The sequence below is a fragment of the Leyella stercorea genome, from assembly GCF_019052365.1.
In the GTDB taxonomy this organism is placed as follows: Bacteria; Bacteroidota; Bacteroidia; order Bacteroidales; family Bacteroidaceae; genus Prevotella.
This window is the reverse complement of sequence record NZ_JAHQUY010000039.1, coordinates 1-20,499: the sequence shown is the minus strand read 5'-3', so window position 1 is coordinate 20,499 and position 20,499 is coordinate 1. Positions and strand designations below refer to the sequence as shown.

Genomic DNA, 20,499 nt, shown 5'->3' with positions numbered 1-20,499 from the left:
ATTGATTTATGACAAACACGAATAACCCGAGCAAGGGCGTCGTACCCTTATACGTTAGTATCTCAATCCGATAGTGAGATAGGCGTTGCCGTAATTGTCGATGCCCTTGGTGCGCGAGTCGAGGTATCTGTAGCCAAGCTCCACAATCGGCGAGAACTTTTCAGTTTTGAGGTACCAAGCCAGCGAAGCGTCGTAAGTGTTGCGCTTCCAGTCGGGACTGCCCAGGGTGCTCAATGACTTCACACGCACGTCGAGTGCATGCTTGCTCTTCACGCCGTTGAGCAGCTTGAAGCCCAGTCCGCCGCCCATGCTACACCCATTGGAGTAGCTCTTCGCACCGTCGTTCTTGTAAAGCGCGATGTTGTCCTCCGCGGCGATGAAGATATAGGCAAAAGGAAGAAGGTCAACGTGGAGCTTGAACGAGAAATCGACGGGGGTTATTCCGTGGTGCTTCACTCCGCTTCCTGCCGACAACTCGAAGAAGGTCATCTCCTTGAATGCCTGTGCATGTACAGACGCCGCTGGCAAAGACAGCAAAAACATTATTGCACAAATCAATTTCTTCATAACAATGTGGTTTATAGTTAGCGATTGCTAATTTAGCGATTATTATTGAAGCGAGCAAGCGGAAAGTCTGGAATGTTCATAATATCGTATGTAAACGTAACAACAGATCAAGTTCTACTATTTAAAATTCGTGCGATTCGTGTTCGAAACACAGAATATCGTTGTAAGATTCAATTAGTGTTGTTGCTTGCTGAGGCGGCAGGATACCGCCGCTACGGAGGATTCACGTATAAACAAGAAAAGGAGTCACTCTTTACGAGTAACTCCTTTTAGGAAGGTGGTGCCACCAGGAATCGAACCGGGGACACAAGGATTTTCAGTCCTTTGCTCTACCAACTGAGCTATGGCACCAACTGCGTTAATTTTGCGAGTGCAAAGATACGCATTATTTTTGAATCTGCCAAATTATTTGCCGATTTTTTGTGAAAAATGATATTTTGAACCGTAAGTTGTGTGATTATATAGTGGTGTGAGAGTGGAAATTAATAATGTAAAGCCTATGTTCTTGTCATTGTATACCGAACGCCGCCCGATCGGATTGCGTTCGCCGCCCGATCGGATTGCGTTCGCCGCCCGATCGGATTGCGTCCGCCGTCCGATTGGATTGCGTCCGCTGTCCGATTGGATTGCGTCCGCTGTCCGGTGAGTAGAGCAGAGCTTCTACAACACTAAGTCTGAGTTTTTGCAACAATAGAATACTGCTTTTTATTGATAAAAGAAAGGTGTGGGCTTCTATGGAGTAGCTCGGTTGGTGCAGCAGAGACTGCTGCACCCCCTATGAGACTGCGTGGGTATGGTAGGATGCCATACCCTCCAATTATATTACTTATCGCTCAGTGGATTCCATCCCTGCGCCTTCAGTTCGAACTCCTGGTTGTCGCGTGTTACGAGCATCTGTCCGAGTTCAGGACGTGTGATGTGTCCAATCAGCTTCACGTTGTCCATCTGCTGAATCTTCTCGTGGTCGCCGATTGGCACGGTGAAGAGCAGTTCGTAGTCCTCCCCGCCGTTGAGGGCGCACGTTGTTACGTTCATGTTCAGCTCTTCAGCCATCACCGCCGTCTGATAGTCGATCGGTATGTTCTTCTCATAGATGCGGCATCCGCAGTTCGACTGCTTGCAGATGTGCATCAGTTCGCTTGAGAGTCCGTCGCTGATGTCCATCATCGCTGTCGGTCGGATGTTCAGTTCGCGGAAGCGAGCTATAATGTCGCCGCGAGCCTCGGTCTGCAACTGGCGCTGCAGCAGATACTCCTTGCCGGCGAAGTCGGGCTGGAAGCCCTTCAGCTCTTCGAGCGCACGCTTGTCGTTCTTCTTGCGCGCCTCGTCCACCTGCTGGTAGTAGACGCTCTTCTCGCGTTCGAGTAGTTGCAGACCCATGTAAGCCGCACCGAGGTCGCCCGTCACGCAGATAAGGTCGGTGTCCTTCGCTCCGTTGCGGTAGACGATGTCCTCCTTGCGAGCCTCACCGATGCAGGTGATGCTGATGGCGAGTCCGGTGTACGACGATGTGGTGTCACCGCCAACGATGTCGACGCCCCACTTGTCGCAAGCCATGCGCAGTCCGCTGTAAAACTCCTCCATGTCCTCCACCTTGAAGCGCTTGCTCAACGCGATGCTCACGGTGAGCTGTCGCGGTGTGCCGTTCATGGCGAAGATGTCGCTGATGTTCACCATTGCCGACTTGTATCCGAGATGCTGCAGGTCGATATATGTGAGGTCGAAGTGTACGCCCTCCATGAGCATGTCGGTCGTTACGAGCACTTCAGAGTCTGGGTAATGGAGCACGGCGCAGTCGTCGCCCACGCCCTTCACGGTCGATTCGTTCTTTATTTTTATGTTGTCGGTGAGATGGTGGATAAGACCAAACTCACCAAGTTTTGAAATGTCGGTCATATATATAATTAATGTATACTGTTAAGCTCGACGAATCATCTCGCGCATGATTTCGGTCATGAGCGGCTGTGCGTTGTTGGCAGCTACCTGCACCTCCTCGTGCGATACCTCAACAGGAGTGTCCTCCAGTCCGAGGTCGGTGATGATAGAGATGCCGAATGTGCGGATGCCGCAGTGGTGAGCCACGATTACCTCAGGCACGGTGCTCATGCCTACGGCGTCGCCGCCGAGACGGTGGTACATCTTGTACTCAGCCGGAGTCTCGAATGTCGGACCCTGCACGCCTACGTATACGCCGTGCATCACGCGGATGCCCTTCTCCTCGGCAATCTGGTCAGCCTCCTTGATGAGAGCATGGTCGTAAGTCTCGTGCATATCCGGGAAGCGCGGACCGGTCGGGAAGTTCTTGCCGCGCAGCGGGTGCTCCGGGAAGAAGTTGATGTGGTCGGTGATGATCATCAGGTCGCCGATCTTGAACTCAGGGTTCATGCCGCCCGAAGCGTTGCTTACGAAGAGGGTCTTGATGCCCAGTTCGTACATCACGCGGATAGGGAACGTAACGTCCTTCATCGAGTAGCCCTCGTAGTAGTGGAAGCGTCCCTGCATCGCCATGATGTCCTTGCCGCCGAGCTTGCCGAAGATGAGCTTGCCAGAGTGGCCCTCAACGGTAGATATGGGGAAGTTAGGGATGTCTGAATATGAGAACTCGTAGCTGTCTGTGATTTCAGTTGCGAGCTGTCCGAGACCTGTGCCAAGGATGATGGCAGTTTCAGGCTTTGTGGTCATTCTTTCTTTTAACCAAGATGCTGTTTCTTGAATTTTTTCGTACATAGCTTATAATTTTATTGTTGAATTCTTCCTCCCCTCCGAGCATGAATTGTATGCGAATCGGTAGGGCATAGATATTTGATTTTGTTTCTTTCGAGAGTCCTTCCACGTGCTCAAGTCGTGTAGCGTCCTTCTCTGTGGTGACGATAATCTTCGGCTTGGGCATTGCGGCGAACGTGCTGTTGATGCGTTCCACGTCTTCTGCGGTGAACTGATGGTGGTCGCCGAAGGTGAGTGGCGTGATGCGCTTCGTCACCGTCTGCAGGTCTACCATCATCTGCTCTGGTGAGGCGATGCCCGTTAGCAACAGAATGTTAGTGTTCTTTGGCAGCGAGTTGAGCGAGATGCGCTCGTTCGAGAACAGCGCCTTCAGGGCGTTGTAGCGCAGCGTTGTGAAGTAAAGCTCCTGATAAGGATAGAGGTTGAGCGCGCGCTTCAGCACGCGGAACTCCATCGGCTTCAGGTCCTTCGGGCACTTCGTTATAATCACTATGTCGGCTCTCGACGTGCCCTCCTTCGGTTCGCGCATGCGTCCGGCAGGCAGCAGCTTGTCGTAGATTATCAGTCGGTGATAGTCGATGAGCAGAATGTTTATGCCCGGTTTCACGTAGCGGTGCTGGTATGCGTCGTCGAGCAGAATGGCGTCCACATCCTTTGTGGCTTCGTCAGTAGTGAGTCGGTCGATGCCGTGGCAGCGGTTCTTGTCTACCGCTACATAGATGTCCTTGTATTTGCTCTTCATCTGGAACGGCTCGTCACCAATTTCGGGCATTGTGGTGTCCTTGTCGGCGAGCAGATAGCCGCTACTCTTGCGCTTGTATCCGCGCGAGAGCACAGCCACGCGGAACTTCTCATGCAGCAGATTGATGAGATATTCCACGTGTGGAGTCTTGCCCGAGCCTCCCACCGTTATGTTGCCCACAGATATTACGGGTATGTCGAAGCTGCGGCTCTTCTTCAGTCCGATATTGAACATCCAATTGCGCAGTCGCACTCCCAATCCGTAGAGCCAGCTAAGCGGTAGCAGCCACTCGTTGATTTTTATAAAGTCGCCTTCTGTTCTCACATTTATTATAATTAAACGCTCCGTGCTGTCCTTTATATGTTATAAGGAAAAACAAGAGCAAGTTAAAGTATTGTCACCATTTCACCACAACACCATCTCACCACAACACCATCTCATTACTTGATGCTTATAGCGTATGGTATGCGTGCTTGGATAGCCTCGCGCTTATCGATAGAGCGCAGCATGGTGAACGGCTGGTAGAAGTCGCCGAGCGTCTGTCTGAGCTGTTCGTCAAGATAAGTTCCCGACGACGACATCGAGTTGAGCATAGCGTCCATCCACGAAGCCGCTGCAGGATAGTCGCTTGTGTAGTAGTCCTTCAGCTTTGCGAGCTCTGCAGCCTTCTTCACGGCGTCGTCGATGCCGCCCAGCTGGTCTACGAGCTTTATGTTGAGTGCGTCGGTAGCGAGCCAAACGCGTCCCTGTGCTATCTTCTCCACGCTTTCCACCGGCAGACGTCTGCCCTCAGCCACACGCTGGCGGAACAGACTGTATCCGCGGTTGACGCTTGCCTGCAGCATAGCCTTCTCTTCGGCGTTGAACGGGCGTGCCATGAGGTTGCCGAATGTAGAGTTGCGGTTGGTCTTCACCTCGTCGAAGCGCACGCCGAGTTTTGTTGTGACGAGTCCGCTGAGGTCGGGTATCACGGCGAAGATACCGATGCTGCCCGTCAGCGTGTTCGGCTGAGCCACGATCCACGACGCCGGAGCCGACATATAGTAAGCACCCGACGCAGCATAGTCGCCCATCGACACCACTACCGGTTTCACCTTGCGCAGCTCGCTCATCTGGTGCCACATCTGCTCCGAAGCGTAAGCGTCGCCGCCGCCCGAGTTGATGCGCACAACCACCGCCTTCACGTCGTCGTCGTTCATCAGGTCCTCAAGGTCTTTGCACACCTTGCGACTTGCTATATAGTTGTTGTTGCCGAACATCGTAGCAGCCTTTGGGTCCTGCACGATGTCGCCCTCTGCATAGTAGACGGCAATCTCGCTGCCTTCCACCTTGCCGTCCTTCACGTTGAGCATGTCGTTCAGAGTGAGCTGCGCAATGTCGTCGTCCTTCTCGAGCTTCATCATCTTCTTCACGGCGTCCTTCACCTGGTCGCCGTACATCATGCCGTCAACCATCTTTGCCTTCACGAGCGTCTCTGTAGCCTGCAGCGCGAGATACGAGTCGGCGTAGCTGTTGAGCGAGTCGACGCTTATGCCGCGGCTCTTCGATACGGCGTCGCATACGTTGCGCCATGTGCCGTCGATGAAGGTCTTTGTCTGCAAGCGGTTGGCGTCGCTCATCTTCTCCTCGGTGAAGGTCTCCGTCGCACTCTTGAATGTGCCTACCTTAACAACCTCCCATTTCACGCCGAACTTCGCCATGAAGTCCTTGTAGAACATGGTCTGCGCACCGATGCCGTGCCAGTCGACGATGCCCTTCGGGTTGATGTACACCTTGTCGGCTACCGACGCTACGTAGTAGGCGCCCTGCGTGTAGAAGTCGCCGTAAGCCACAATCCACTTGCCGCTCTTGCGGAAGTCGGCGAGTGCGTTGCGTATCTCCTGCAGCGTAGCGTAGTTGGCTGCAAGTGCGCCCGCTTCTATGTATATGCCTTTTATGTCGTCGTTAGCCTTAGCCTTCTTGATAGACGAGAGAATGTCGTTCAGTCCGCTGTTCAGCGAGTTGTCGCCTGTGAACATGCTGAGCGGGTTCTCCGATCCCTGCTCGCTGATAGTTCCCGAAAGATTGAGCACGAACACCGAGTTCTTCTCCACGTTCTGTGCGGCGTTGCCCGACGCTATCATGCCGATGATGCTCATCATACCGATAACGCCCATCACGATGAAGAATCCGAACATACCGACCATCGTGGCAAGCACGTTTTTGATGAAGTCTTTCATAAGTTTTTCTTTTTTAGAGTATAAAGTATTATTTGCAAATTTAGTCAAAAAACTTGAATTGTAAGACTGTTTGACGGAAAAACACTAACTTTGCAGTAGTTTTAAACAAAAATGACACATTGTTAGATTTATGCAGAACAAAAACTACATACTTCCTGCCGAGTGGCATCGTCAGTCATGCGTGCAACTCACATGGCCTCACGAGGATACCGACTGGCTTCCGTACCTCGACGACATCACCGAAACTTTCGTGCAGATAGCCAAGGCTGTGGCTCATTACGAGCCGCTTGTCATCGCCGCAAAGCATCCAGACGCGGTGCGCGAAGAGCTTGAGCAGAGTCTTTCTGACGAGGAGATGGAGAACGTGCGCATCTACGAGTGTGATAACAACGACACTTGGGCTCGCGACCATGCCTTCATCACGCTCATCCCCACTGCAGAAGGCAACGACATTCACGTAGGGGGTGCAGCAGTCTCTGCTGCACCAACCGAGCAAACGGTGCGTGACTACGGCAAGAATGCCGTAGCCTCCTGCCGCCTTCTCGACTTCCGTTTCAACGGATGGGGCGAGAAGTTCGCTGCCGACAAGGACAACCTCATCAACCGTACGCTCCATGCTCGCGGAGTGTTCGCTGGCGAGCGTGTCGACTATGACGACTTTGTGCTCGAAGGCGGTTCTATCGAAAGCGACGGACGCGGCACGGTGCTCACCACGAGCGTATGCCTTATGGCGCCCAACCGCAACCAGCCAATGTCGCAGGCAGAGGTGGAGCAGGTGTTGAAGGAGCGACTCTGCGCCCGCAAGATAGTATGGTTCGACCACGGACAGCTCATCGGCGACGACACCGACGGACATATCGACACCATCGTGCGCATTTGTCCCGACAATACGCTACTTTATGTGGGTTGCGACGACGAGAACGACCCGCAGTATGCCGACCTGCACGCTCTTGAGCAGCAACTGAAGGCTGCCACCGACGCCGATGGCAAGCCTTATCGCCTGCTGCGTCTGCCTATGCCCGACGCACTCTACGACGACGGCGACCGTCTGCCGGCTACCTACGCCAACTTCCTCATCATCAACGGCGCTGTCATCGTGCCTACATACGCACAGGAGGAGAACGATGCCCGTGCTTTGGCTCTCGTGGCTGAGGCTTTCCCCGGCTACGACATCATCGGCATCGACTCGCGCACTATCGTTCGTCAGCACGGATCTATCCATTGTCTCACAATGCAGTATCCTGCCGAGTGTCAGTTGGCGAAATAAACGGTTTGCGCAATGGCTATAGTAGAAATTGATTCGCTTGACTTCCCCGGTGTTGAGCTTTTCTCGAGTCTCACGGAGAAGCAGTTGCGCCACAGCTACGAAAAGGGTAGCGGCGTGTTCATCGTGGAGAGTCCGAAGGTCATCGATCGTGCGTTGATTGAGGGTTACGAGCCCTTAGCTTTGCTTTGCGAGCAGCGTCATGTAGTGGGCGATGCGGCAGAGATAATCAGTCGGTGTGGTGACATACCTGTATATACGGGCAGTCGCGAACTGCTTGCCTCGCTCACAGGCTACGTGCTTACGCGCGGCGTGCTCTGTGCTATGCGTCGCCCTGCGGAGCTAAGCGTTGAGGAGGTGTGCCGCGATGCGCGCCGTGTGGTGGTCATCGACGGTGTTGTCGACGCCACCAATGTTGGAGCTATGTTCCGCTCGGCTGCCGCTCTTGGCATTGACGCCGTGCTTATGACGCGCACTTCCTGCGACCCGCTCAACCGCCGTGCGGTGAGGGTGTCGATGGGTGCGGTGTTCTCTATCCCCTGGACATGGATAGACGGTCCGGTCAGCGACCTGAACCAATATGGCTTCCGCACCGCTGCGATGGCTCTCACCGACAATTCGGTGTCTATCGACGATGCTGCGCTGCTCGCCGAGCCTCGTCTTGCTATCGTCATGGGCAACGAGGGCGACGGACTGCCTGCCGCTACTATCGCTGCCGCCGACTATGTGGTGCGCATACCGATGGCGCGCGGCATCGACTCGCTCAATGTTGCCGCAGCTGCTGCCGTGGCTTTCTGGCAGTTGAGATGAGGCTTTTTAACCGAAAATGGCTATCTTTGCAACAAAATAAATACGTAGTAAGATTATGAAACACTTGAAAATAGGATATCTTCAGCAGCACAACGTGGCTGACGTGAAGACAAACATGCAGCGTCTTGCCGACGGCGTGCGCGACCTCGCAAAGCGTGGCGCAGAACTCGTTGTGCTGCAGGAACTGCACAACTCGCTCTACTTCTGTCAGGTGGAGGATGTAGACAACTTCGACCTTGCGGAGCCTATCCCCGGTCCGTCTACCGACTTCTACGGCGCATTGGCACGCGAGTGCAACGTGGTTATCGTCACATCGCTCTTCGAGCGCCGTGCTCCGGGTCTGTACCACAACACGGCTGTCGTCATGGAGCGCGACGGCTCTATCGCTGGCAAGTATCGCAAGATGCACATCCCCGACGACCCTGCCTACTACGAGAAGTTCTACTTCACACCGGGCGACCTTGGCTTCCGTCCGATTCAGACCAGCGTGGGCAAGCTCGGCGTGCTCGTATGCTGGGACCAGTGGTATCCCGAGGCAGCGCGACTGATGGCTCTGCAGGGCGCCGAACTGCTCATCTATCCTACAGCTATCGGCTACGCTGCGTCTGACACCGAGGACGAGCAGCAGCGTCAGCGCGAGGCGTGGACAACCGTGCAGCGCGGTCATGCAGTAGCCAACGGACTCCCCGTAGTGTCGGTCAACCGCGTAGGCTTCGAGCCCGACCCGAGCAAGCAGACACCGGGCATCGAGTTCTGGGGTTCGTCAATGGTTGTGGGTCCGCAGGGCGAGATGCTCTATCGCTCGGCTCCCGACGCTGAGGACAGCGTGATCGTGGAGGTAGACCTTGCTCACAGTGAGGACGTGCGCCGCTGGTGGCCCTTCCTTCGCGATCGCCGCATCGACATGTACGGCGAGATAACAAAGCGATTTATCGACTAATAATTCTCGATTGCCGTTTTTATCTTCCATATCTTCCAGCTATGGGCGTCGTGCAATCGTAATGTGTTGAAGACCAAACATAAACGGATATAAAGATGGCTGGAAGATAGTCCGCAAAACGGGCGTATCTTCCAGCCATCTTCCATCTTTTTCTCGGTATCTACCAGCCCGAGGCTTTATTTTCCCATTTCTTTAAACTCATTATACACAGCCAGACCTTTTACTGTCAGGAGGTATTTCTGACGCGGATGGCGGGGGGAGTCGGGATATTTCATTGTGACAAGTCCTCCGTTGATGGCAGGAGTAAGAGAGTATTCGATAAAGTTGGGGCGGTTTCTCAATCCTACAGCATCCATCATTTCTTTTATACCTTTTTCTTCAGCACCGATTACTATAACCAAACGCTTTACATTTTCGCTCAATGAGCTAACGGAATTGTTTGTACTTGTATGGGTACTTGTATGGGTGCTTGTATGGGTACTTGTATGGGTGTCGCAATCATCCTGGTAGCCAATAAGCATATAGCGGTTTTTCAATTCGTTTTCTTTCTCCAATATCAAATTGCGGAAAAACTTGATTAGAAAAGACTTGTTCGGCTCTATTCCTTTTAATGGATTGCGATAGTTGGCACGTACTAATGCGTTACGGAAGTACCACGAATTGTTTGCAAACAAATCATTGTTTACCTTGAATCCGATAGATCGCAGATACTTGATGACGAATACCGCCGTTGTTCTTGTGTTGCCTTCGCGGAATGGGTGGTTCTGCCAAAGCAACGTGACGAAATCAACGATATGTTCTATGATTTCATCGGTGGTCAGTCCTTTGTAATAGAACTCTTTCTCTTGCTGTATATCATACCTCAATGCCATCATGATGTCTGCTGCACGTCCATATACAACGGAGTCGTCTTGAAGCACCCATTCTTTCTTGCTAATGTCGTAAGTGCGTACCTCGCCTGCGTGTTTGAACACACCTTCAAACAGGTGTCTGTGGATATTCAGAAATTCCAACGCTGTAAACGAGAACGACTTTTCGCTCAGCAGTTTTGCAATATTGGCTGCAACTCGGTCAGCTTCTTCCTTTTCTTCATCGTCCTTGTCATGTGTGGTCTTGTTGATATAATAAGATTTCAGCCGCTCCCTAACATCATCAATGGTGATATCGCCTTCAATATGGCGTACAGCAGTCTCTCTTAGATAGTCGGACACCTTCAGTCCATCCACATCCTGCAGACCGATTGCTGTACGCCATGCAGAAGCCTTTTCTTGTTTATGCGGCTCTGCCATACGTTCGTAGGCTTCGAAGTCGATATATAGTTGCTTGTTATTGCTCATGATTATCTATCTTTTTCGTTAGTTGCAACTGGTGTTATACAGAATGCAAAGATACACATTTTTGGCGAGAAGGTGAAGAAGAAAGCTGGGAAATCGTTTCACTCCGCCTGCGGCTGTCTGCGTGTGAGATAAAGGTAGAACACGCTGATAATCAGTGGCACTACGGCAAGCTCCGTGGCGAGCTGAAAGATGCGCTGATAGTCGGCGATGGTGAGCATGAGGCTGGCTAATGCGCCAACGATGACGAACGGCGTGGCGATGAGCGTGCGCGCTATTGCGTGGCGCAAAGTGCTGTCGGGCATGTTGCGCGTGAAGCGCACCACCACCTTCTTCACCATGCTAAGAGCGAAGCCCAATGCGGCGTGACCCACAGCCAGCGAGGCTGCTACGATGCTGAGTGGCGCTGCCGTGTTGTAGCTGAGGAAGAGCTGTGCGGCGCCCGGAACGGCGAGCAGCAGGGCTGAGGGCAGCAGCCAACGACGCAGTCCGTGGCGGCGTATGGCGTATATGCCGAGAATATAGCCGACGGTGATGGCGATGACGGCTGCTGTGCCTTGCGCGTAGGCGAACTCCTGCGGCGACATGCCCAGTCCGTCGTTGTGTGGCTTGGCTATGACGAAGAGTGGGGTGGTGAGGGCGAGCAGCGTTTCGGGCAGCAGGAAGAGCGGCAGAAACATCAGTGTGGCGATGTCGTCCTTGCGCTGCAGCATACGGCGCATAGTCTCTCTGAACTCGCCGCGATGCAGACCCATCGTAGGCTTCGGCTTGGCGTAGCCGTGCGGTCCGCCGGGCAGGAAGAGGGTGTGCCAGAGCCACAGAAACAGTTCCACGCCTGCCATCACGTAGAACACAAAGCTCCACGAGTAGCGTATGTTGCGTGTCACGACTTCCATATTGCCGCCCACCATAGCCATTACTCCGCAGCCGAAGAGGAGGGCAATAATTGATGTTGTGGTGTTGAGGTGTTGGGGTGTTGAGATTTGAGGTGTTGTGGTGTTGAGATGTTGAGATGTAGATGTTGAGGTGTTGAGATGTTGAGATGTAGATGTTGAGGTGTTGATGTTGAGGTGTTGAGGTGTTGAGGTGTTGAGATGTTGAGATGTTGAGGTGTTGAGGTGTTGAGGTGTTGAGGTGTTGAGATGTTGAGGTGTTGAGGTGTTGAGATTTGACGAATGTAATGTCACCATCTCACCATCACAACACCTCAACTTCTTCATCGGCGTGTCGACATAGAAACGGTGCAGGGCGATGTTGTAGAACAGAGCCGAGCAGACGAAGAACGGCATGAAGCATGCCGTGCCCAGCAGCCAGTAGCTCGTATGGAGCGTGAAGGCTACGGCGGCGAGCGAGAGAGCGGAGATGAACTGTGTGGAGAGAATCCATACCTTTGTGGTGCCCCAGAAGTGGGTGACTATCATCTCGAACAGCGGGCGCAGCAGCACGGGCAGACATAGCAAGGCGATGGCAAGCGCTGTATCGGGGGTGTCAAGTCCCATGCGGCGCAGCATCACCATCGTCAGAACAAGCACAGACACAGCCAATCCGTCACCGAACATCAGCGACGGAAACCACAGGCAGCGGGTCTTTGCACCTCTGCGGTGTGTGCGGTAGGTTGTTTTCTTTTGCTTGTCTGTCATTATTTTTTCTTTCCGAACTCAGGGTCAATCTTCAGGAACGCCGTCACGAGGAACGTGATCAGGCAGCACGCCATCACGAAGATGAAGAACATCTTGTAGCCCATGATGTCCTTAACGTAGCCCGACACCATGCCCGGCAGCATCAGTCCGAGATAGGAGATGCCGGTGCATATAGAATAATGTGAGGTGCGGAACTTGCCCTGACTGTAGTAAAGCATGTAGAGCGTCAATACGGTGAAGCCCAAGCCATAGCCGAACTGCTCCACGAAGAGGCACGACGATACGACCCACAGATTAGAGTCGAGCGTGTAGCTGAGGTAGATGTACACTACGTCGGGCAGTGTGATGGCGCATACGAGCGGCCACAGCCAGCGCTTCATGCCGTCGCGACTGACGAGCACGCCGCCGAGTATTCCGCCCAAGAGCAGTCCGATGAGTCCCACCGTGCCCTGCGCCAGTCCGTACTCCTCGGGTGTCAGAGCCATTCCGCCTTCGGCTGTAGGTCGCATGAGGAACGTCTTTGTCATCGTGTTCAGCAGAGCTTCCGGAAAGCGGTAGAACAGCAGGAATAGCATCACGAACACGGTCTCCTTTGTGCCGAACTTGCAGAAGAATGTGGCGAGCATAGTCTTCAGTTCGCTTGCCACCTCTCCAACGCTCTTCTCCGAACTAACATCATCGGCAGGACGCGGCATCATCTTGCAGTGGTAGAGCCAGATGCCGATGAAGAGTGCCGCGAGCGCGTAGAAGATAAGCGTCCAGGTGTAGACCACAGGCATCTGCAATTGATGTTCAAGGAAGCCGGCGAGCGACACGAGCGCGCCGTTCACGAAGATGACGGCGAGTCGATAGAACGTATTGCGCAGTCCGACGTACTTCGCCTGGTTGTGCTCGTCAAGCTCTATCATGTAGAAGCCGTCGGCAGAGATGTCGTGTGTGGCACTGGCGAACGCCATTGCGAAGAGGAAGAACATCGTGCCCTGAAACCAGAACGACGTAGGCAGCGTGAAGGCGATGCCAGCCAGCGCACTGCCCATGAGCAGCTGCATCGTGAGCACCCACCAGCGTTTTGTCTTCAGCAGGTCGATGAACGGACTCCATAGCGGCTTCACCACCCAAGGCAGAGCCAGCCAGCCCGTGTAGAGTCCCACCTCAGCATCGCTCAGTCCCATCTGCATCAGCATGACTACCGACAGGGCTGTAACGACAACGTTGGGCAGGCCTTCTGCGAAATATAGTGTGGGGATCCATGCCCACGGATTAGTCTTTTTCAATTATTAATTTTTAATTTTTAATTATTGCCAAAGGCAATTTTGTGTTTTGAGTTTTGGATTTTGAGTTGCGAATTCTTAATTCAAAATTGGTGCAGTTCTTGCTTGGTTGGTGCACTTGAGACAAGTGCACCCCCTGAAACTACTTATATATCCTCTTTATCTCCGCTCCGCGGTAGTAGTGCAGCAGGATTTGGTCGTAGTTATAGCCCTTGGCGCCCATTACTGCAGCACCAATCTGGCAGAGTCCCACGCCGTGTCCCCAGCCTGCACCCGTGAGTCGGAATGTCTGCGGCACACCGTCCTTTACGTCCTCCTTGTCAACCACGAAGGCGCTACTGTAGAGATGCGTATCGCTGAGCGTACGGCGTATCTCCAGTTCCTTACCGATAGTGAAGGTGCGCTCCGATCCCACAATCTTCAGGCGGCAGATGCGTCCGCTGCTGCCACGCTCCACCGGAACGAGGTCGAGAATGTCGCCGAACTCCATCTTCAGACGCTCTGTGATGAGGCTCTTCAGCTCGTCCTGCGTGTATGTGACGTGCCAGCGATAGAAGTCGGTCGTCTCCTGGTCGTAGTCGTTGAGCACTTCCGAGAGTATCTTCTTGTCGTCGGTGTTGCAGAACGACTCCGGCGCCGTGCGAATCCAGCGTTCGGCGTTTTCCTCTACGGTCAGGTCGGGCAGTTCTGCGGCTCCGGCGTTGTTGCATCCGCAAGAGCTTGCGTCAGCCACGTCGCGTATCGCCGCAAGATACGGTTTCTTCACGTTCTCCCAGCAATACTGGAACTCCTCCGTCGCGCCGCCGCAGCACTTGCTGAAGCGTGCGTCGCATATCTCGTCGTTGTCCATCAGTATCTGTCCGCGTGTGGCGTGTATAGCCTCCGCCACATGCTTGCTCGTAGCCTTTGTGATGCCCTGATAGCGCTGGCAGTGGTCGTCGGCGCATACGTCGAAGATGGTGTGGTCTTCGCGGTCGTACCACTTTATCAGCTCGTCGTCCTTGCGTATGAACGAGAAGAAGCCGCTGCCTCCGGCGCCCGTCTGCTGCTTGTGGCGCTGTTCAATCTGCGCAAGCAGCCAGCTGCGCGAGATGACGGCGTGCGCCTTGAGCAGTTCGAGGCTCGATGTGGCGCTCATCTCGCTTGAGATGACGCTTTCAAGATACGACTCCACGGGCAGTTCGTTGATGGCGCAGACGCGGTCTGAGTCTACCACGAGGCGCAGCGTGCCCAGGAAGGTCTGCGTCTCCTGACGCTCCCAGTGGAAGTTGACGCCGATTGTGACATCGTGCAGAGAGAACGAGGCGTCGTTCTGCTGCGGATGTAAAGTAAGCTCGCGATACTGGTTGCCGTTCCACAGAATGCCGCCCTCATGGAACTCAACCACCTGCTCGCCCTCAATCAGGTTGCCCTTAGCCATGTACGGCTTGTTGAGCGAGAAAGATATCTTCGCGCCGCTCACGATGCCTACCGATACGTTTGGCTGCTTGCCTGCGAAGTGGGTGTTAGAAGCGAGGTTGCCCGCTGCAAGTGTGCGCAGCTTCTCGGCTGTCTCGTTGAACGTAGCCGTGTCCATGCCGCACTCCTTCAAGATAGCTACGGCTTCGTCTGCGCTGAGCGTATTGAAGTCTTCGCTACGCGGTGTGACGATGAAGCCCGCCATGTCGAGCGAACCCGGACTGACGAGGCGCTTCTGCTCGCCGTCGGCGAAGTAGCAGTCGGGACGATGCTTCGTGCGTGGTATCACCACCACCTGATAGTCGTCGCCGTCGCGCCATGCTATGATGTTCATCATCGGCTCGGTATCGCCGCCGTGCATCGGCAGCGCCGAATAGAGCTTGCGGAAGAGCTGTTCGCCCGTGTGCTGGTCGGTGGTGCGTATAGAGAATACGGGCACGGCGAAGCCGCGTACGGCTGTTATCGCGCCGCGCTCGTCGTTCTTTATGATCACTTCGGTGTCGCGGCTCAGTCTGGGCCAGTTGGTCTGCAGCGGCAGCATGCCCGAACATACAGCCTGGAAGTGCATGTGGTCGGGAGCCGACGCGCCGCACTTCGGTCCGTTATAGAACACCGTCAGCGTCGGATAGGCATTGAGCAGTCGGTAAATCTCGCCATAGTTCATGCCGATGCTCTGCGGACGGTGCGTGCGCAGCGGAATGGTGAAGTGTTGGGGCATGATAGGGAAGGGGTTGACGAGCAGCGTGAAGTTCTTGTCCACCTGCTTCTGCATCTGCTCCTTCGGTCGGTTCTGCTCGCAGAGGAAGCAGGGGCGCTCGGCGATAGTCTTGCGGTCGATGTTCGCGCCCGTAGAGACGATGCGTGCGGGGTTGAACTGCAGCTTGAGTGTAATCTCGCCGCACGACAACTCGCGTGTCTTCACGTTGCGCAGGTCGTGGAAGTGCTGTCTGGCATCCTCCCACACCTCCAGCTGGCGGTTGAAGAAGCGCTGCAGCGAACTGTCGGCTGAGGCGTCTGCGGTGCCTTCGGAGAGTTGCTGGCGCGCCGCAATCTCCAGTGTGCGCAGGCGGTCCTTATACAGGTTGTTGGCGTTCTGGCGCTCTATGCTGAGGGCGGCGTCGCTGTTGCCGTCCCAGCGGCGGCACAGATAAAGCTCGTCGAAGATTCTGCCGATGCGGTACTTGCGGCTGAAGGCAAGTCCGAGGGCGTAGTCCTCGCCGTACGACGTGTTCGGGAACTGAATCTGTCGCAAGATAGGCGTGAAGAAAGCGCGCGGCGCGCCGAGTCCGTTTATGCGCAGCGCATTGTTCGGTCCGTTCTGGTCGGTCCACTCCTTGTGGTCGATAAGTCCCGGCGGGAGCGTCTCGAGCTGGAAGTTGCACATGCGGTAGGAGCCCACAATCATCGCAGCCCCCTGCTTGTGAAACTCGTCGACGATGCGCTGCAGCGTCTGCAGCGACGAGTAGAGGTCGTCGCTGTCGAGCTGCACGGCGAAGCGTCCGCAGCGTGCGTCGTCGACAGCCACGTTCCAGCAACCGCCGATGCCGAGGTCGGTGCGCTCAGGAACGATGTGTATGAGGCGCTTGTCCTCGGCAGCAGCCGCTTCGAGGATGTCTGAAGTGCCGTCGGTGGAGTGGTTGTCCACCACTATTACGTTATACTTGAATGTAGTCTTCTGTGCGAGAGCCGATCCGACAGCGTCGGCGATGGTCTTGGCGCGGTTGAAAACAGGTATAATCACCGAAGCCTCGTACGTGAAGTCCTGCTCGCTGTAGTCGGGCTTCATATACTTCGACGTGTCTACCGTAGCGCCAATCTTGTCGAGGTGCTTCGTTGCCGCCTGTTCCATCTCTATCTGCACCTCACGGTTGCGTGGGTTGACGTAGTCGAACTGGCGCTCGCCGCTCTTGCGCGAGTCGGTCTCCACCTGCGTGTACAGATACTCGTTAAGATGGAAAATCTGCGACTTGCGGCTTATGTACAGGCGCAGGTCGTAGAAGCCCGCCCACTTGTAGTCGGCGAGATGCTGCTTCGCCGCGTACTCGTGCAGCAGCGATGCGCGTATGAGCACGAGCTGTCCGAAGTCGAAGTCGTCGCGTATGCTGCCCGTCTGATAGTCGATGGTAGGATGTTTCTCCTGCACGCCGTCCTTCTGTATGTAGCAGTCGGCGTACACCATACCCGCATTGCTGTCGGTAGCCACGCGCAGCAGTCGGTCGAGCGCGTGCAGTCCGAGGCTCACCGGCGTGTGCTTCAGGCTCAGCAGCACGTATTCGGCGTCGGTATGCTCCTCGATGGTGAGCAGCGTCTTTGTCGACGTCAGTCCGTCGACGGCAATCACTGTGCAGTCGCTGATGCTGTCCGAGTCGCCGCACGCGCAGATGTCGCTTGCGGCGCTCACGAGCAGGTTTATATGCTGTGTAGTCTTGCTTTGGCTCAGCGTCTGCAGCGAGTCGGCAATCTCGGCTACATCGTTGCAGGGCAGAAAGCAATCAATTTTCTCTCTCATTGTTGTTTATAGTTTTTGCAAGTCCGCAAGAAACGCTTTCAGTGTTATCACGTCTACTTTCGGAAATGATATTTGTTTCAGAATATTGAAGTGATGGTCTTGTGTTACAATATACTTTGCGTTGCCAATAATGGCGCAGTCAACAAATTTATTGTCGTCTTCGTCTGCTTCTATAAGATGGAAAGCATACGAAGGTGATATAAGTTTTATGTTTTTCCTGTTTAAAATGGCTGTGATGATGAATTCGGAAACCAAAGGTGATATGTTTCGCGCTATAACTTCCGAGTATTCCTCTATGATATCATTTGTTACGCACAGAACGTACTTGCCATCAAGAAAGTCTTGCCACACTTGATAGTATTCATTCTGTGCCGAAATAGCCATAATCAGACAGTTGGTATCCAAGACAATGTTCATAGCTTTCTATCGTTTGTAAGGAGTTCTTTCGTGAAGATTCTCAAAGCTTTCGAACTTTGCCTCGTTCATCTTTCCGTTAGCCCACATAGCGTCTATCTCTTCCTTCGCTTTCTTTGCGAAGAAATCGGATATCGCTTGTTTCAAGTCAGCTAAAGCCTCGGGACTTTTCACCCATTGCATCATATTGAGTATATCAATCTGCGCATCGTTCAGTACTGTTGCTGCCATATTGTTTGCTTTAAAGTTATTAGTAAATGTCCTTTTATTAGATTAAGATGTGCGCTTCCGCGCAAAATCTATATGCAAAAGTAATGTTTTTTATCTGAAAAACGGAGTAAAAACGGCTTAATTTATGCGTTTGTAGTCAAATGATTTTGGCGTTCGGATTATTTGCAGTAATTTTATACATTGAAAACAAATCGATTACTCTAAAACAACATATTTCGCGATGAATAAGAATATTCTCTTAGCGAGCGCCGCCCTCTCCGTAGTGCCTACGCTCGTGGCTGCGAAGGCGCCTGGAAAGCGTGTGCAGCCGAAACAACCCAACATTATATTCATATTGTGCGACGACATGGGCTACGGCGACCTCGCCTGCTACGGACAGCCCTATATCAGCACGCCCAACATCGACCGCATGGCTGAGGAAGGCATGCGCTTCACGCAGGCTTACGCCGGTTCGCCGGTGTCTGCGCCCTCGCGCGCTTCGATAATGACGGGTCAACATTCGGGTCATGGACACGTGCGCGGCAACCGCGAATACTGGTCAGCCGAGCATACCGTGATGTACGGCAACAACGTAGACTTTGCCGTTGTGGGTCAGGAGCCTTACGATCCGCAGCACAAGATTCTGCCCGAGATGCTGAAGGACAACGGCTACACCACAGGCGTCTTCGGCAAGTGGGCTGGCGGCTACGAAGGCTCGCCCTCTACGCCCGACAAGCGCGGCGTAGACGAGTTCTACGGCTACATCTGCCAGTTTCAGGCGCATCTGTATTATCCCAACTTCCTCAACCGCTACTCGCGCTCTATGGGCGACACGGCGGTAGTGCGCGAGGTGATGGAGCAGAACATACAATACCCCATGTTCGGACGCGACTACCATAAGCGCCAGCAGTATTCGGCGCGCATCATTCACGACAAGGCGCTCGAGTGGATTGACAAGCAGGACGGTAAGAAGCCGTTCGTGGGCTTCCTTACGTACACCCTGCCTCACGCCGAACTGGCACAGCCCTACGACAGCATCGTGGAGGGCTACGAGAAGAAGTTTTTCGTCGACAAGACGTGGGGCGGACAGGAAGGCTCGCGCTACAACGCCGTGGAGCATACCCACGCACAGTTTGCCGGAATGATAACGCGTCTCGACCAGTACGTGGGCGAGGTGATGGCGAAGCTGCGCGAGAAGGGCCTCGACAAGAACACGCTCGTCATCTTCACCTCCGACAACGGACCTCATGAGGAGGGCGGCGCCGACCCCGAATTCTTCGGACGCGACGGCAAGCTGCGCGGACTCAAGCGTCAGTGTTACGAGGGCGGCATACGTATTCCGTTCATCGCATGGTGGCCCGGACACGTCAAGGCGGGCGAGGTGAACGACCTGCAGTTCGCCTTCTACGACCTCATGCCTACGTTCTGCGACCTCGCCGGCGTGAAGAACTTCCGCAAGCGCTACACCAACCGCCAGCTCGCGGGCGACGGCTTCGACGGACTCTCCATTGCTCCGACGCTCCTCGGCGACGATGCCAAGCAGCTGAAGCACGACCATCTCTACTGGGAGTTTCACGAGACCGACCAGATTGCTGTGCGCCGTGGCGACTGGAAGCTGATTGTCGTAAAGGGCAAGCCGCGCCTGTACAACCTCGCCACCGACCTGCACGAGGACAACGACGTGAGCGCTGCGCATCCCGACATAGTAGCCGAGCTTGTAGATGTTATACGCAAGGAGCATGTAGACAATCCGCTGTTCAAGGTGACGCTACCTTATTAATATACTTATTGAAATCTTACTGATTGCTCGTAACGTACTGATGTTCAGTAATTCACATGACTTATCATGACAACAAGGGAATCGTATGGGTGAAGAATGGTGCCGACAAGCGCAAAGTGTTCGATAATGTTGAACTTGCAGAAATGATGACCGACTGCGGTAGTTTTGCGCCAGACGAGGCAGCTGTTAGGGATGCAACTGTCAACGACTTAGACACTCTGACACTGACTTAGACACCGACCATGACACTTTTGCCGAAGACCATGACACTCAACTTAGACACTCTGACACCGACTTAGACACCGACCATGACACTTTTGCCGAAGACCATGACACTATACATAGTTACCATGACACTAAAAGAGTGCCATTGACGAATAAACAGAAGGATATAGTAAACTTCTGTAGCGTGCCAAGAACAAGTAGGGAAATTTTGGAAAGAGCCGGTGTTGTCTATCATACAAAAAATATAGCTAAATACATCACATCCCTTGTTGCAGCAGGATATTTGCAGATGATTAATCCGGATAATCCTACAGCAAGCAACCAGAAATACAAGAAAGTAACCCGTTGGCGGAATTAATTTAAGTTGATAAATATGAGTAAAAAGTTGCACA

At 53.8% G+C, this 20,499-nt stretch carries 16 protein-coding genes and 1 tRNA gene; 5 read left to right on the top strand and 12 right to left on the bottom strand.

Going from position 1 to position 20,499, the window contains the following annotated elements; all coding sequences use genetic code 11:
• Positions 1-54: 54 nt before the first annotated feature.
• From KTQ90_RS08210 to sppA, 6 genes are all read right to left on the bottom strand, one after another.
• On the bottom strand, positions 55-567 hold the full coding sequence (locus KTQ90_RS08210) for a hypothetical protein (RefSeq protein WP_217318001.1): 513 nt from the start codon (positions 565-567) through the stop codon (positions 55-57).
• 278 nt (positions 568-845) lie between these two features.
• Positions 846-918: transfer RNA gene (locus KTQ90_RS08205), tRNA-Phe, on the bottom strand.
• 471 nt (positions 919-1,389) lie between these two features.
• Positions 1,390-2,463 carry a thiamine-phosphate kinase gene (gene thiL, locus KTQ90_RS08200; RefSeq protein WP_217317999.1) on the bottom strand — a complete coding sequence of 358 codons (1,074 nt, stop codon included), beginning with the start codon at positions 2,461-2,463 and terminating at the stop codon, positions 1,390-1,392.
• Between the two features lie 21 nt (positions 2,464-2,484).
• Positions 2,485-3,294, bottom strand: a complete 810-nt coding sequence (locus tag KTQ90_RS08195; RefSeq protein WP_118355561.1) for a purine-nucleoside phosphorylase — start codon at positions 3,292-3,294, stop codon at positions 2,485-2,487.
• Positions 3,233-4,357, bottom strand: coding sequence for a tetraacyldisaccharide 4'-kinase (gene lpxK, locus KTQ90_RS08190; RefSeq protein ID WP_217317998.1), 1,125 nt, complete (start codon positions 4,355-4,357; stop codon positions 3,233-3,235). The genes KTQ90_RS08195 and lpxK overlap by 62 nt, the downstream gene beginning before the upstream one ends.
• A gap of 116 nt (positions 4,358-4,473) precedes the next feature.
• A complete protein-coding gene (sppA, locus tag KTQ90_RS08185) occupies positions 4,474-6,252 on the bottom strand; it encodes a signal peptide peptidase SppA (protein ID WP_217317996.1) in 1,779 nt (592 codons plus the stop codon).
• Positions 6,253-6,382: 130 nt separating this feature from the next.
• On the opposite strand from sppA, the gene KTQ90_RS08180 reads away from it, so the two are divergent.
• The 3 genes from KTQ90_RS08180 to KTQ90_RS08170 are packed head-to-tail and all read left to right on the top strand — an operon-like array spanning position 6,383 to position 9,266.
• Complete coding sequence (locus KTQ90_RS08180; protein ID WP_217317994.1) at positions 6,383-7,519, top strand: agmatine deiminase family protein; 1,137 nt, start codon at positions 6,383-6,385, stop codon at positions 7,517-7,519.
• Positions 7,520-7,531: 12 nt separating this feature from the next.
• Positions 7,532-8,326 carry a TrmH family RNA methyltransferase gene (locus KTQ90_RS08175; protein ID WP_217317993.1) on the top strand — a complete coding sequence of 265 codons (795 nt, stop codon included), beginning with the start codon at positions 7,532-7,534 and terminating at the stop codon, positions 8,324-8,326.
• 55 nt (positions 8,327-8,381) lie between these two features.
• On the top strand, positions 8,382-9,266 hold the full coding sequence (locus KTQ90_RS08170) for a carbon-nitrogen hydrolase (RefSeq protein ID WP_217317991.1): 885 nt from the start codon (positions 8,382-8,384) through the stop codon (positions 9,264-9,266).
• A 176-nt stretch (positions 9,267-9,442) separates the two neighbouring features.
• Here KTQ90_RS08170 and KTQ90_RS08165 read toward each other — a convergent pair whose 3' ends face one another.
• From KTQ90_RS08165 to KTQ90_RS08140, 6 genes are all read right to left on the bottom strand, one after another.
• Positions 9,443-10,603 (bottom strand): Fic family protein, encoded by a 1,161-nt coding sequence (locus KTQ90_RS08165; RefSeq protein WP_217317990.1) that lies wholly within the window; start codon positions 10,601-10,603, stop codon positions 9,443-9,445.
• 98 nt (positions 10,604-10,701) lie between these two features.
• Positions 10,702-12,240, bottom strand: coding sequence for an MFS transporter (locus KTQ90_RS08160; protein ID WP_217317989.1), 1,539 nt, complete (start codon positions 12,238-12,240; stop codon positions 10,702-10,704).
• Positions 12,240-13,514: an MFS transporter gene (locus KTQ90_RS08155; RefSeq protein ID WP_217317987.1), complete on the bottom strand. Its 1,275-nt coding sequence runs from the start codon at positions 13,512-13,514 to the stop codon at positions 12,240-12,242. The genes KTQ90_RS08160 and KTQ90_RS08155 overlap by 1 nt, the downstream gene beginning before the upstream one ends.
• 139 nt (positions 13,515-13,653) lie before the next feature.
• Positions 13,654-17,478, bottom strand: coding sequence for a DUF4922 domain-containing protein (locus tag KTQ90_RS08150; protein WP_217317986.1), 3,825 nt, complete (start codon positions 17,476-17,478; stop codon positions 13,654-13,656).
• 6 nt (positions 17,479-17,484) lie between these two features.
• Entirely contained in the window at positions 17,485-17,895 is a 411-nt protein-coding gene (locus KTQ90_RS08145) for a putative toxin-antitoxin system toxin component, PIN family (protein ID WP_217317985.1), read from the bottom strand.
• A 6-nt stretch (positions 17,896-17,901) separates the two neighbouring features.
• Positions 17,902-18,123 (bottom strand): dephospho-CoA kinase, encoded by a 222-nt coding sequence (locus KTQ90_RS08140; RefSeq protein WP_217317983.1) that lies wholly within the window; start codon positions 18,121-18,123, stop codon positions 17,902-17,904.
• A 220-nt stretch (positions 18,124-18,343) separates the two neighbouring features.
• Here KTQ90_RS08140 and KTQ90_RS08135 point away from each other — a divergent pair, with 220 nt between their 5' ends.
• Positions 18,344-19,882, top strand: a complete 1,539-nt coding sequence (locus KTQ90_RS08135) for an arylsulfatase (protein WP_217317982.1) — start codon at positions 18,344-18,346, stop codon at positions 19,880-19,882.
• Between the two features lie 56 nt (positions 19,883-19,938).
• On the top strand, positions 19,939-20,115 hold the full coding sequence (locus tag KTQ90_RS13740) for a hypothetical protein (RefSeq protein ID WP_217348352.1): 177 nt from the start codon (positions 19,939-19,941) through the stop codon (positions 20,113-20,115).
• The last annotated feature ends 384 nt before the right edge of the window (positions 20,116-20,499 follow it).

Bases quoted from the DNA above. Each gene is read 5' to 3' on its own strand.
- KTQ90_RS08210 (WP_217318001.1), bottom strand. From the start codon at position 567: ATGAAGAAATTGATTTGTGCAATAATGTTTTTGCTGTCTTTGCCAGCG.
- thiL (WP_217317999.1), bottom strand. From the start codon at position 2,463: ATGACCGACATTTCAAAACTTGGTGAGTTTGGTCTTATCCACCATCTC.
- KTQ90_RS08195 (WP_118355561.1), bottom strand. From the start codon at position 3,294: ATGTACGAAAAAATTCAAGAAACAGCATCTTGGTTAAAAGAAAGAATG.
- sppA (WP_217317996.1), bottom strand. From the start codon at position 6,252: ATGAAAGACTTCATCAAAAACGTGCTTGCCACGATGGTCGGTATGTTC.
- KTQ90_RS08180 (WP_217317994.1), top strand. From the start codon at position 6,383: ATGCAGAACAAAAACTACATACTTCCTGCCGAGTGGCATCGTCAGTCA.
- KTQ90_RS08175 (WP_217317993.1), top strand. From the start codon at position 7,532: ATGGCTATAGTAGAAATTGATTCGCTTGACTTCCCCGGTGTTGAGCTT.
- KTQ90_RS08170 (WP_217317991.1), top strand. From the start codon at position 8,382: ATGAAACACTTGAAAATAGGATATCTTCAGCAGCACAACGTGGCTGAC.
- KTQ90_RS08165 (WP_217317990.1), bottom strand. From the start codon at position 10,603: ATGAGCAATAACAAGCAACTATATATCGACTTCGAAGCCTACGAACGT.
- KTQ90_RS08160 (WP_217317989.1), bottom strand. From the start codon at position 12,240: ATGACAGACAAGCAAAAGAAAACAACCTACCGCACACACCGCAGAGGT.
- KTQ90_RS08150 (WP_217317986.1), bottom strand. From the start codon at position 17,478: ATGAGAGAGAAAATTGATTGCTTTCTGCCCTGCAACGATGTAGCCGAG.
- KTQ90_RS08145 (WP_217317985.1), bottom strand. From the start codon at position 17,895: ATGAACATTGTCTTGGATACCAACTGTCTGATTATGGCTATTTCGGCA.
- KTQ90_RS08140 (WP_217317983.1), bottom strand. From the start codon at position 18,123: ATGGCAGCAACAGTACTGAACGATGCGCAGATTGATATACTCAATATG.
- KTQ90_RS08135 (WP_217317982.1), top strand. From the start codon at position 18,344: ATGAATAAGAATATTCTCTTAGCGAGCGCCGCCCTCTCCGTAGTGCCT.
- KTQ90_RS13740 (WP_217348352.1), top strand. From the start codon at position 19,939: ATGACTTATCATGACAACAAGGGAATCGTATGGGTGAAGAATGGTGCC.